The following is a 12,446-nucleotide window of genomic DNA, read 5'->3' on the forward strand; positions in this document are numbered from 1 at the left end:
AATCAAGATGAAAGCCGATTATAAAAACTGGATGCCGCGGGGTCTCATTTTCGGCAATGCGGCTGTGAGCAGCGCTTTTCTTGCCATGGGGGTTCTCTGCCGCAGAAAGGCGCGAAAACCTGCTCTGCGCCTCATCTCTACGCTCGGCTTTGCCTTCGCGGGAGTGGGCTTTTTAAGTTCCGCCTACCTGCTGATGCTCTACCGCATCTTCTCCTACAAGGGAAAGCGTAAACTCGCGAAGCACATCATAGACGGGGTCGCCGCGCAGATCAAAATTCCCGCGGGCGGCAGGGGACTGGACGTAGGCTGCGGAAGCGGCGCGCTCACCATAGCAGCCGCCAAGCGAAATCCAGAGGCAAGCTTTGTCGGCGCGGACCGCTGGGGGCGGGAGTACGCTTCCTTTAGCCAAAAGCTCTGCGAAGATAACGCCCGCGCCGAGGGCGTCAAAAATGTGCACTTTCTCCGCGCCGACGCGCGGGAACTTCCCTTCCCGGACGAGAGCTTTGACCTTGTGACCAGCAATTATGTCTACCACAACATTCCGGGCGACCGTCAGGCCCTGCTCCGCGAGAGCCTCCGCGTCCTGAAGAAGGGCGGCCGCTTCGTGATTCACGACATCTTCTCCCCCTCTGCCTACGGCGACATGCCGGCCTTTTTAAAGAGTCTTCAGGACGAGGGTTATGCGGAAGTGCGCCTGATTCCCACCGCAGACGGGCTCTTTGTCAAGAAATGCGAGGCCAGGTGGATGATGATTGCCGACTCCGCGCTGCTCATGGGAATCAAATAAGCTTGACGCCATCCCCCGCCTGTCCTATGCTAACCCAAAACAGCAGGAGGTAAAATTTATGCCCGGTATATCTTCCGGAATCCGCGGTGACGCAAATTTATTGAACCTGAGGGAAATTCCCGTCGCCAACATCCGCCCCGAACTTACTATGTTCCTCATTCCGGGCGAGAACATTACGCAGGCCTTCCAGACCATACGCGATCAGGTGGTCTTTACAAATAAGCGGCTGATTGTCGCAAACGTGCAGGGCATCACGGGGAAAAAGGTCTCCTATACCTCCTATCCCTACTCGAAGATTCAGTATTTCAGCGTGGAAACCGCAGGCCTCTTAGACATTGACAGTGAGCTGCTCCTCGCTTTTTCAAACGGCGCACACCTGCAGCTCGACTTCACTTCGAACGTGGATATTAAGCGGATATGCGCGAATATTTCACACATGGTCCTCTAATTAGGCGATTCCTTCTACAGCGCGGAACACATCTTCGTGTTGGAACGCCGTATTGCCGATATGAAAGTCGGCCGAAATGTACATGTGCATGAACTCATTACAGACGCAGAATAACGAATAAAGCGTGCTGTCTCTCAATCGTTTGAGACAGCACGCTTTTTTACATATTCTTCAGTCGCCAGGCTTCCCGGCTGAGTAACGACACTTGCTCGGTACGCACTTCGTTTAAAAGGGGAACATCCACCTCCCGCAGAGTCTTTTCGTGGCGGAAGCCAAGCTTCTCCTGCACGCGCTTTGACTTTTCGTTCCCCTCGTAATAACCGCACCACACGCCGAGTTCCGTAAACGCACGGCGAAGTAAGGCTTCCGAAGCCTCTGTGACAAGCCCCTGCCCCCAGAACGGCTTCCCGATCCAGTAGCCGAGCTCGCACGCATCTTCCTCTTTCGCAAGCCTCGAATCGCTGTTCAGCATCAAGGCAATCGCGCCGATGACGCGCCCGTCTTCTTTTTTGCAAATGGCATAGCTCTCAGGACCGTTCAGCACCAGGCGAATGATGTTCCGGCTCTCTTCGACGCTGCCATGCGGCGGCCATCCGGCAGCAGGTCCCACTTCCGGGTCCTTGGTGTACTTGTATAAATCCGCCGCGTCCGCCTCACTCCACTGACGTAGCACTAGATGTTTAGTATGTATTATACTCATTTTTAGATATTTCCTATCTCTAAGGCAGTCGCTTAGTCGGATAATGAGTTTTCCTTCTGCCATTTTTACCTTGTCATAAAGGTCATTCAGTGTTTCTTCGTCCACTCCTTTTGAACTCGCACCGTGTGCGTAGCCGTTTCTCATATTAACAAGTTTATTGATTTTATCTTCTATATCTTTAAACAGGTCTTTCTGAAGTCCACAACTATAACACAACCTGCTCAGCACTTTATATTTTAAATTCGACTTTGTATCAATAACACTATCGGGAATATTTAGCTTTTCGCTTGTAATATTTTCCAAATTCTCTAGCAGCGTTCTTCTTCTAAAAATCCTGTGCAAATGCGATTCTTCCTTTGGAAAATTCTTATCCTTTGCTTTAGGGTCTTCATATCTTTTAAAAGCCCCATCCAAACTAGTTGCAGCAAGCATATAAGAGGCTTCTCCACAAGTTATATTTAGTCCATTAACATAACCTATATAGAGAAGGAAAGCCTTTTTAGTGAATCCTTCCCAGTGTGAATACAGAAGCTGAATGAGTCCTTTTCTGTAAATTTCGCGCTTAGACTCATCAATATTCTCTAGTTGATTTTTAAAAAGAGCTATCTCCTCCTCTCTCCACTCCAATTCATGTTCTAACTCACTTCTCAAATCATCTGCAAGTCTTATATCATGTTCAAGCTTATCTCTGATATCATCTACAGTCTCATGCATTAGCAATTTCCTCTATTGCCCTTTTTATCTCTCGGGCAAAGATATCAAATCTACCCCTAACAGCTTGAACACTTCCGGTTTTATAAGAGCGCAATATATCTTTATCCTTTTTCAGCTTCTCTATATTCTCCCTGACTCTGCTCTCTGCTCCCCTCGATTTTATTTCATCTATTTTAACAGCAATTGAGATGGCAACATCAAACAGGTATAATGCAAACTCATCTCTGTAAAACCCGCTCTCAGTAATTCCAGAAAAAGCATCCGCGCCAAATTCTTCTGAAATTAATTTAAATGTCTCCTTGAAAATCCTCTTTTCTTCAGCATAATCAAACGCTATATCTTCTCGAGTTATTTCTTCCAGGAATCTGGTGAGATACTCAGTTACTGGATAACGATAACTCTCTATATCATTCTTAATCGCGAAAAATCTTAATACTAGTTCCTGATCATACCTTGCCTTCTTTTTATCTTCTCCAAGCTTTTCGATGGCCATTTGAAATCCCTGGTCCTTACTGCATTCATCAATAAAATCTATTCCTCTTGTCCCCAAAAGCCTAATCGTACAGTTTCTTATTTCTTGGGCGGACAAGAGCTCTCCTCCTGTATTAAGCCTCTTAAACATGTGGTATTTTAGAGAGTTATCGCTCTCTTTTTTTATCACTTCCATTCTGACAAAGCTTCTTTTTAGTTTAATTTGAAGCGCTTTAGGCAACTTGCTATAAGTCAACTCATTAATTTCAGGGACTATATCACAACCGCATAATTTTAGCCCAGAATATTTGCCATCATTTCCACATTCATCACAACCATGATTGATTCCACGAATTTTTTCAAAGCTTTCACCACGAAAGTGCAGGTAACTCGATATTCTCTGTAGACCATCAATCAACTCATATCTATTGTCATCAATTTCTATAACGAATATTGGAGGAACAGGCATTTCTAATATGAGAGATTCTATGAATCTAGATTGTTTTTCTTCTTCCCATCTAAAAAGCCTCTGATAATCAGGGGCAATAATAAGTTCTTCATCAATGTACATATCATATAATTCATTGAACGATATATCCAAGCTTTTCGTCCTGATTTTCAGTATTTCGTTGTCCACACTTCTAGTAATGTCTGCTATCTTCGCATTGTTTGTATTACTCATTGGAATCCTCCCATCTATGCCCTATATCAAATTCTTATATCAATTTTATCCTTCTCTTGTTACCAAGTTAGATATATCTCAAAAGTCCTTCCGCAGCTATATTATCACTCGACAACCACTATTTAATTCTATATAACTAGCAAGGTATTTCTATTCTCCCAAGCGGTTCTTTACGCATTGGCTCAATTGCATAATTATACAAATCTGGAATAACTCACGAGAATTACTTTGTCCTAAGTTCATCCATACATCCATTCATTATCCCTATATTTACCCACTCTCCCACAACTTTGCTTCGAACTAACATTCTGAATTTATATTATACTCAATGCAATCTATTTCTTTTTAAAAACACATTTTCCTATCACTTACTCTTACACATAATACCAAAAACTGTAGTGGTCAACCTTTTTTGTAACACCACCGCTTAATGATACACTCTGCTCTCTTTTCAAACGGAGTCAGATATCCATTATACGAGTGTAGGCGTACTTGATTGTACCAATCGTAAGCAAACTCTGAAACGGCATAATCAAGTTCTGCTGCAGTTTCAAAACGATACTGATAAATCAACTCGGTCTTTAAAGTATTGTAATAGCGTTCCATCGGCGCATTGTCATACAGACAGCCCGCACAGCTCATGCTTTGAGAAATCCCAAGTTTCCGGCAATAATGATATGACGGAAGAGCTTCTGGATAATTTGAAGGATAGTATTAAACGGATAAGAGAGGTATCCTCCAGATAGAAATGGATTTCTCACAAGACTATTAAGTGTTTCATACACATAATAGCACAACAGAAGGGTGTTTTACAGTGAATAGAGGGTGGAAAAATCGTGGTGCATGCTAAAATTAGGCATCAAAAAAGCACCACCTGTATAAGGCAGTGCTACGGCGCAATTATTTATCTAGCTACAATGCATTATGTAAACATGAATATAACTTACCTTCTCACTCGTCATCACAAAACGATACAACTCTACTGATAAAGTTGTATCGTTTTGTGACAGCCCCTCCCTTAGGAGCGACGCCCTTTTCTTCTACCTTTCCCCTTGTCTTACTCCTCTATGTTAATCACCAGCTCACTCTTCATCCCGTTCAGCTCAATCCGCTTCTCCGCGCCGGGCGTATCAAAGGGCTCTGTTGCCTTTTCATCGCTCACATAAGAAATCCGTGTGCCTATGCCCTTTGCCTTTGCGGTAAAGACCGCATCTGCCGGGACATAGAGCTTTGAGCAGGCCGAGAGCTGGTTGAGTTCCAGGGAGCTCGCAAGGCTCTTGCAGTGAATCTCCATATCGAGATTGCTGTCAATTTCCACGATGCCGGGAACCGCATCGAGATATAATTTCCGGTTCCTTCCGCCGAGTTCAATGCGCTCGCAGTCCAGAGATGAAAGCGTTACCAGTTCCGCATTGACCGCGCACTCTACTTTTCCGAGATAGGGCTCCGGAAGTTCCGCGTAGATGCTGAGTCCTTCTTTTGCGGCGCTCTCGCTCATCCCGTTTCTACGGAGCAGTTCCAGATCGAGCCGCCGCTTTGTATCGTCCAATTTGATTTTAAAATCACTCTGCAGCGAGGCAAGGGTATCGGAAACAAGGCGAATTCGGAGTTTCTCTCCCGGATGGCCGGAAAGGTATACTTCTTTGGCGCTACCGAACTTCATATCGTAGTGTTTCACTTCGTCGATATCGTATTCAATAATACTCTCATAGCGATGCGCCGCTGCCGCTTGCGCTTTTTTCTCCCCCGTAAGCAGTTCGTCTACGGTGATTCCAAACAAGGCTGCAATTGCCCGAAGGTTCTCGATGTCCGGTGTGCCGCCCTCGGTCTCCCACTTGGTAACGGCCTGTCTCGAAACATGCAGCTTCTCTGCCAACTGTTCCTGGGACATGCCCGCGGTCTTCCGAAGGGTTTTGATTGTTTCTGCGATTGTCATGTTTTGACCTCCTGTGTCTTGATGGCCTCAGTATAAAAAAATCGCAGCGGCACACAAGAAACGCGGGCTTACATTTCAAATTTTTCTTGCTACGCTCCGTAGCATACCGCTCAATCTTCCCGCTGTATAAAGTTGGTCACTGCCTCTCCCTCGGTCTCCGGGTACGGAATGCCCTGCTCTTTTGCGAGGGCAAAGCTTCGCATCATCCAGACCATGTTCCGGGCAAGGTTCCGCATGGTCTGCATGCCTTCCTCGTCCTTGGCGGCATCTTCTGCAGTCAGGCCGTGGGATATGTTCCAATAGGTGGAGCCTGCGACCGGCATCTGCGAGATCCCGAAGTATTTGTTCAGCACATCAAAGGAGGCCGTGGTGCCGCCTCTTCTCGCGACGGCAATCGAAGCGCCGGGCTTAAAGGCAAAGGGATTCTCGACATTCTGCACGGAGTAAAAGGCCCGGTCAAGGAAAGCCAGAATGCGTCCGCTCGGATGCGCGTAGTAGACAGGCGTCGCAAAAACAAAGCCGTCGGCCTCTTTGGCGAGCGCCGTGAATTGATTCACGGCGTCATCCCGAAACACACAGGCATCGTGCGTCCCGCAATAGCCGCACTGAATGCAGTCCCGTATGGGCTGATTGCCGAGCTGTATGACCTCGCTCTCCACCCCTTCCGCAGAAAAAATCTTCTGCATCTCCTTGACTGCCTGCATAGTGGTGCCGTTTGCATGGCTGCTGCCGTTCACAAAAATAACCTTCACTATAAAATCCTCCTTCGCGCCGCGTGGCGGTATGAGGACTTATCATAGCGCTTTTTGGAGTTTTTCGCTATATCTCGGCTTTCCGTAAGTTGCGCGCCCTGTGACTCCCGTCACTGCTTCAGCCTCAGCTCTGCTCCTTTGCCTTCTCTTCCCGATACACCTGCCATGCTCTCACAGTCGAAATCACGATTGCCGCCATGGTATAGACAGCAAGTAGCAACATCCCGTAGCCCTTCGGCGAAAACGCAGTGCTGACAATGCCGAGTATCCCCGCCGCGACCAGCATCCTCCCCGCAAAGCGGTTGCTCTTCTGCCAGGTGATGTCGTTGTACTTGGTCCAAGGCAGACGGAAGCCGACCATGCCGTTTCGTCTGCACTTCGGCAGAATGTTGCCGGGCACCAGGAGCAGGGACCCGCAGAGTATGGTCAAGAGTTTTTCGCCCGCAAAGGTGCTGAGGAAGCTTTCGCCCCGCAGCGCGAACACGGTGTTATAGAGGGCTACGCCCTGTATGCAGCTTAAGATCAGGGCCTGTGAGAAAATCACAATGACAACCACCTTGGCATTTGCTGCGGCTGCCTGCCTTTCCTTGTCGCTCCCCGCCTGTTCCGCCTTTCTACGTAAATGAAGCAGTAGAAAGCGGCTGCCGAACGAAACCAAAAGCAAAATCATCGGCAGGATTAAAAGTTCGTACTTGCTCCCCCAACGCGTAATGTTTCCGGCAGAGTCATAGTGCGCCGGTATCTCTGCGGGCAGCTCCCGCAAAACCAATAGCGTCACAAACAGGCAGAGCGCCGCAATCATTCTTGCAAGTTGTTTCATGCTTTCCTCCCTCCGAACTGTTCCACCCAGAGAATTAATTCCTGCAGGACGGATGTGTTCAGTTCATAGTAGACAAAATTTTTCTCCTTATATTCCGTCACCAGCTCTGCGCCCTTTAAGAGCCGCAGGTGGTAAGAGAGCGCCGGCGGGCTCACGCCGAGTTTCTCCGCGATTTCTCCGGCGCTCATGCGCCCCTCCCGCAGCATGACCAGAATGTCGCGCCGCTGCGGGTCCGAGAGCACTTTAAAAATACTGCTCTCTCCCATACGGGCATCACCTCCTTAAAATTTCTTTTAACTAGATTTTAGCACAGCACGCTATCCTGTCAATCAGTATTTCAAAATATTTTTAATTTCCTGCCATTCTGTTTCCATGGCAATCTTTTTACCTTGCGGGTTTCTGCTCTGCGATTTTCTGCCCTGCGGTTTTCTGATTTGAATTTTTGTCTTGTGCTTTTCCGACCTCTGATTTTCTGATCCGGGTTTTCTGACCTATCGTTTTCTGATCCGGGTTTTGTCTTGTTGCTTCCTGATTTGGGCTTCTGACCTGTGGTTTTCCGATTCGGGATTTCTTCTCGGCTTTCTCTTTCATCTCTCGTTATCTAAGTAAGAACAGGAGAACGCAAAAAAGAGGACAGATGTCTCCGCCCTCTCGCTTTCCGGCGCACTGCGCCGCTGTTTCTTTCTTGTTCGCCTCCGGAATTACTCCCCCGTTTTACTGCCGCTTTCCCTTATGATACGGCCTTTGCTCCCGTTTTCCTGCGCTTACAGAAGCTGTGCCCGCAGGTCCTCTGCGCTGAGCGGGCTCAAATAAGCCGGTGCAATGTCAAAGATGGTCTTGCAGCCCTGCTGTCCCTCCGCCGCGAGGCGGTGTGCCGCGCGCGCGTAGGCCGCGAGTACGGCGCCGGTAAACTCGGGGTTCGAGTCGAGCTTCACGCTGTACTCAATGAGCTCCCTGTGCCCGCCGTCAAAACCGGTCACGCCGCTCCGGATCACGAAGCCGCCGTGCGGCAGTTCCGCGTGCTTTTCGCGCATCTCATCGGCCGTGATGAAGTGTACCTCGGTGTCATAGTCCGCAAAGTAGTTCGGCATGTTTTTGATTTCCGCCTCGATTACGGCGCGGTCCGCACCTTCCACGGCCACGACAAAGACCTCTCTCTTATGCATCTCCCGCGCGGTGAATGCCGGCTGCTCGCCGCCTCGAATGCGCGTCATGGCGCTATCGACCGGAATGGTGTACTGTCTCGCATCCAGCACGCCCGCAATGCGGCGCACCGCATCGGAGTGTCCCTGGCTCACGCCCTTGCCCCAAAAGGTGTAGTTCTTGCCCTGCGGGAGAATTGCGGTAGACATCATGCGGTTTAAGGAGAAGAGACCCGGATCCCAGCCGAGGGAGATGATGGCCAGGTGGCCGCTCTCCTTTGCCGCGCGGTCCACCTCCTCAAAGTGTGCCGGAATCTTGGCGTGCGTGTCAAAGCTGTTGATCACGGTAAAGTGGCGCGCATATTCGGGCGTCTGGGTCGGCAGGTCGGTCGCGCTGCCGCCGCAGAGCACCATGACATCGATTTTGTCCTTCCAGTCGAGCGCCTCGGAGAGTGCTACAACCGGGACCTGCTCCGTGTGAATCTTCACGGTCTTCGGATCGCGCCGCGTAAAGACAGCGACGAGTTCCAGATCCTCACTCTGCCGGATTGCACTCTCAATACCTCTGCCCAGGTTGCCGTAGCCCAAAATACCGATGCGTGTCTTCATTCTGTTCTCCTCTCTGAACGCGAAAGATGCCGCTAACATGATATGTTTTCTCTGTTGTAACGGAAAAGTCCTTTTTCTGTCAATCAAAACCTTTGTAAAGGCGCTTGCCGAAAGCTCCGCGTGCCCGCTGTGTCGCAAAAGCGGGCAATGCTGTCGGCAATCCGCGCCGCATCCTCCTCGTCATGGGTCACAAAGACCGTCGTGAGACGGCGCGAGCGCTGTTCCCGCCGGAGAAGTTCCGTGAGTTCCCGGCGAAGCGGCGCGTCGAGACCGGTAAAGGGCTCATCGAGCAGTAAGAGCCGCGGGCGCACGAGAAGGGCGCGCGCCAGTGCCACGCGGCGCTGCTGTCCGCCGGAGAGTTCCGCCGGAAAGCGCGCCTCGAGACCGGTCAGTCCGAGTGCGGGCAGAAGTTCCGCAATGCGCGCGGCCGCCTCCGCCGCCGTGACACGCGCTGTCACAGTCCCGGTCAGACAAATTTCCAGATTTCGATAGACCGTGAGCGCCGGAAACAGGCGGTGCTCCTGAAAGACCATGCCGAGCTGCCTCTCCTCGACCGGAAGCTCGTTTACCCGCACGCCGTCAAAGCGGATTTCGCCCGCCGTGAGCGGTAAGAAGCCCGCAATCGCGCGGAGCAGACTGGTCTTTCCCGAGCCCGAGGGCCCGAGGAGCGCCAGCAGTTCGCCGGGAGCCGCGGAAAGATTGACATCCCGGACAAGTTCCGTATCGCCGTAGGCGAGTGCGGCGCCCGTCACGCGGAGCGCAACCCCCTGATTTTCTACCGACATTTCTCACCTCTCCCTTGAAAAAGCGCACATCTTGCGCCGATTTTTGCATACAATGTTCACCTATAAGAAGAATATTATACTTTTGTCCCCGAATTGATATTTGTAAATTCCTATCGTTTTCTGTATATTCTTAATACAATCACTATCCTAGATGAAGGGGGAAACAAAGCAGCATGAATGAAGTATCTGTAGGCATACTTGGGTTTTTGACAATTATTGCCATTGTCGTGACGCTCTTTAAGAGCAAGACCCTACCGAGTATCGCGTTCATTCTCTTTCCGTCGGTTCTCGCACTGATCCTAGTGCTCGGCGGCTATTATACCTTTGAGGGTGTCGCGTCTCTGATCAAGGAGGGCTTTAAGAGCACCGGTCCCACGGCTGCACTCTTTGTCTTCTCCGTTCTGTTCTTCGGCATCATGACCGATGCGGGCATGTTCGATGTCATCATCGGCCAGCTTATGAAGTTGGTCGGCGACAATGTCATCGGTGTCACGGTCATGACGGCTGTCATCGCAATGATCGCACACATGGACGGCGCAGGCGCTGCGACTTTCCTGATTGTAATCCCCGCGATGCTGCCGGTCTATAAGAAAATGCACATGCGTGCCACCTCGCTGCTCCGCATTACGGTACTCGCAATGGGCGTCCTGAACCTGATGCCCTGGGCCGGCCCCACAATGCGCGCGGCTTCGGTGCTCGGCATGGAGGCCGGCAAGCTCTGGAATGAGCTGCTGCCGATTCAGGTCTTCGGTGTCATCCTCGCGCTGGGTCACGCAGTCCTGACAGGTTTCCAGGAGAAAGCACGCGGCGCAGGTCTGAACGGCAAGCTCGCGCAGACCGAGGGCAAAGTTGAAATCACCGCAACGCAGGAAGCGAAGGTTCGCGAACTCGCGCGCCCGAAGCTCTTTATCTTCAACATTCTCCTCACGGTTGCCGTCATCGCCATGCTGATCTGGGATGTGTTCCCGAGCTATGTGCCGTTTATGCTGGGCGTCGGCATCTCGATTCTCGTGAACTACACGGACATCAAGCTTCAGAAGAAGGTCCTGAACGCACACGCTGTCCCGGCACTCCTGATGTGCACGACCCTGATGGGCGCTGCCGTTCTCATGGGCATCCTGGTCAAGAACGTCAAGGTTGACGGCACGGAAATCCCGAGCGTCGTGAACTGCATGTCGAACCTCATTTCGATGATTCTTCCGGCCGCCCTCGGCACCCACCTGCCGCTGGTCATCGGTCTCCTCTCGGTGCCGCTCGCACTTGCCTTCGACACGGACAGCTACTTCTACGGTATGCTCCCGGTCATGATGTCGATCGGCCAGGGCTTCGGCGTCCCGGCACTCCCGATTGCCGTCTCGATGGTCGTCTGCCGCAACTGCGCGACCTTCATCAGCCCCATGGTCCCGGCAACCCTGCTCGGCGTGGGTCTCGCGGAAGTGGACATCAAGGATCACATCCGCACGAGTTTCTTCTACGTGTGGGGCTTCTCCTTCCTCTGCATGATCTTCGCGATCATCATCGGCATCATCCCGGCGTAAAGCAGCGGAAACAGGACTACAATATAAGAAAGACTGTCGCAGAATTGCGGCAGTCTTTTTTGCTTTCTTCAGCTCTCGGGGAACTCTTCGCTCCGCGGCAGCTCGAAATCCGGTTTTAAGAGGCGAATCAGCTCTACCATGTAGTGCGTGAGGTACTGGTCCTTTCGGTGGCAGATGTAGAAGTGTCGCCCCTGCTCGACACCGACCACCGGATACACCACGCAGGTCTTCCTGACCTCCGGCGAAATATCGATGTAGTTTTTTGGACAGAGGAACACAGCCTGACAGGGGCCCGCCGCGTGTTTGGCGACTTCAACGCTCTCGGTCTCGAAGAGAATTTCGGGGGAAATGTGCGCGTCCGCAAACAGTCTGTCCTGGGTGATACGGGTCGAGTGCCCGCTCCTAAGACTGATGAAGGCCTCCTCCTCCGCCTCCCGGATGTCAATCGGTGTGCCGTCCTCCACGCGTCCCGCGAGCGCCGTATTCTTGGAGGCGAGCAGCACGAGTTCCTCGCGACTCACGAGAATGTAGTTCAGCGGATTGGTCTTTGCGCTGGTCGTGAGACAGGCAATGTCCAGCTGATGGTTTAAGAGCATGGTTTCGAGCGCATCGGAGCCCGACTCGGTGAGCTTTAGATTCACGGCCGGATAGCGCGCATGAAAGCGCGGAAAGATGTCAGGCAGCAGTTCCAGCGAGCGCTGCAAGGGCATGCCGAGCCGTATGCTGCCGCGCGTCCCGAGCCGTATCTCCTCGAGCTGGCGGTCCAGATTCTGCTGCACGCTCTGGATGGCGCGCGCCGCCTGCATGTAGCACTCACCCGCCGGAGTCAGCACCAGCGGATTCGTGTGACGCACAAAGAGGTCGGCGCGCAGTTCCTCCTCCACCTTCCGCACCATCTGGCTCACGGAGGGCTGGGAGACATAGAGCACCTCTGCGGCGCGGCTGATGCTGCCCTCCCGGAAGATGGTCAGCATATATTTAATCTGTCGTTCGTTCACGCTTGTTTCCTCACGCTAATTTTATAATAAAAACACTATACTCATCATAGCCAATAAATTCCTT

General features: G+C 51.2%; 13 protein-coding genes and 1 pseudogene. 3 read left to right on the plus strand and 11 right to left on the minus strand.

Annotation, left to right across the window (positions count from 1 at the left end):
- The first annotated feature begins 7 nt into the window (after positions 1-7).
- Positions 8-787, plus strand: a complete 780-nt coding sequence (locus tag HMPREF9623_RS04485; RefSeq protein WP_009532707.1) for a class I SAM-dependent methyltransferase — start codon at positions 8-10, stop codon at positions 785-787.
- 58 nt (positions 788-845) lie between these two features.
- Positions 846-1,235: a PH domain-containing protein gene (locus HMPREF9623_RS04490; RefSeq protein ID WP_009532708.1), complete on the plus strand. Its 390-nt coding sequence runs from the start codon at positions 846-848 to the stop codon at positions 1,233-1,235.
- 160 nt (positions 1,236-1,395) lie between these two features.
- On the opposite strand, the gene HMPREF9623_RS11640 is transcribed toward HMPREF9623_RS04490, so the two are convergent.
- The 10 genes and pseudogenes from HMPREF9623_RS11640 to HMPREF9623_RS04530 form a co-directional block, all read right to left on the minus strand.
- A complete protein-coding gene (locus HMPREF9623_RS11640) occupies positions 1,396-2,649 on the minus strand; it encodes an MAE_28990/MAE_18760 family HEPN-like nuclease (RefSeq protein WP_009532709.1) in 1,254 nt (417 codons plus the stop codon).
- Positions 2,642-3,802 (minus strand): DUF262 domain-containing protein, encoded by a 1,161-nt coding sequence (locus HMPREF9623_RS04500; protein WP_009532710.1) that lies wholly within the window; start codon positions 3,800-3,802, stop codon positions 2,642-2,644. Before HMPREF9623_RS04500 ends, HMPREF9623_RS11640 begins: the two co-directional genes overlap by 8 nt.
- A 402-nt stretch (positions 3,803-4,204) precedes the next feature.
- Positions 4,205-4,474: pseudogene (locus HMPREF9623_RS11155) on the minus strand (integrase core domain-containing protein); the annotation flags it as partial.
- A gap of 385 nt (positions 4,475-4,859) precedes the next feature.
- Entirely contained in the window at positions 4,860-5,738 is an 879-nt protein-coding gene (locus tag HMPREF9623_RS04505) for a helix-turn-helix domain-containing protein (RefSeq protein ID WP_009532711.1), read from the minus strand.
- Between the two features lie 110 nt (positions 5,739-5,848).
- Positions 5,849-6,490 (minus strand): flavodoxin family protein, encoded by a 642-nt coding sequence (locus tag HMPREF9623_RS04510; protein ID WP_009532712.1) that lies wholly within the window; start codon positions 6,488-6,490, stop codon positions 5,849-5,851.
- A gap of 124 nt (positions 6,491-6,614) precedes the next feature.
- A complete protein-coding gene (locus HMPREF9623_RS10845) occupies positions 6,615-7,310 on the minus strand; it encodes an SdpI family protein (protein ID WP_009532713.1) in 696 nt (231 codons plus the stop codon).
- Complete coding sequence (locus HMPREF9623_RS04520; protein ID WP_009532714.1) at positions 7,307-7,576, minus strand: autorepressor SdpR family transcription factor; 270 nt, start codon at positions 7,574-7,576, stop codon at positions 7,307-7,309. Before HMPREF9623_RS04520 ends, HMPREF9623_RS10845 begins: the two co-directional genes overlap by 4 nt.
- A 118-nt stretch (positions 7,577-7,694) precedes the next feature.
- Positions 7,695-7,901 (minus strand): hypothetical protein, encoded by a 207-nt coding sequence (locus HMPREF9623_RS11445; RefSeq protein WP_154646111.1) that lies wholly within the window; start codon positions 7,899-7,901, stop codon positions 7,695-7,697.
- Positions 7,902-8,074: 173 nt separating this feature from the next.
- On the minus strand, positions 8,075-9,061 hold the full coding sequence (locus HMPREF9623_RS04525) for a diaminopimelate dehydrogenase (RefSeq protein WP_009532715.1): 987 nt from the start codon (positions 9,059-9,061) through the stop codon (positions 8,075-8,077).
- Between the two features lie 83 nt (positions 9,062-9,144).
- The gene (locus HMPREF9623_RS04530; RefSeq protein WP_009532716.1) at positions 9,145-9,846 is read right to left on the minus strand and encodes an ABC transporter ATP-binding protein; all 702 of its coding nucleotides are present in this window, start codon (positions 9,844-9,846) and stop codon (positions 9,145-9,147) included.
- A gap of 173 nt (positions 9,847-10,019) precedes the next feature.
- Here HMPREF9623_RS04530 and HMPREF9623_RS04535 point away from each other — a divergent pair, with 173 nt between their 5' ends.
- Positions 10,020-11,384, plus strand: coding sequence for a CitMHS family transporter (locus tag HMPREF9623_RS04535; protein WP_009532717.1), 1,365 nt, complete (start codon positions 10,020-10,022; stop codon positions 11,382-11,384).
- Positions 11,385-11,452: 68 nt separating this feature from the next.
- On the opposite strand, the gene HMPREF9623_RS04540 is transcribed toward HMPREF9623_RS04535, so the two are convergent.
- Positions 11,453-12,382, minus strand: coding sequence for a LysR family transcriptional regulator (locus tag HMPREF9623_RS04540; protein WP_009532718.1), 930 nt, complete (start codon positions 12,380-12,382; stop codon positions 11,453-11,455).
- Positions 12,383-12,446: the final 64 nt, after the last annotated feature.

The organism is Stomatobaculum longum, assembly GCA_000242235.1.
Classification (GTDB): domain Bacteria; phylum Bacillota; class Clostridia; order Lachnospirales; family Lachnospiraceae; genus Moryella; species Moryella longum.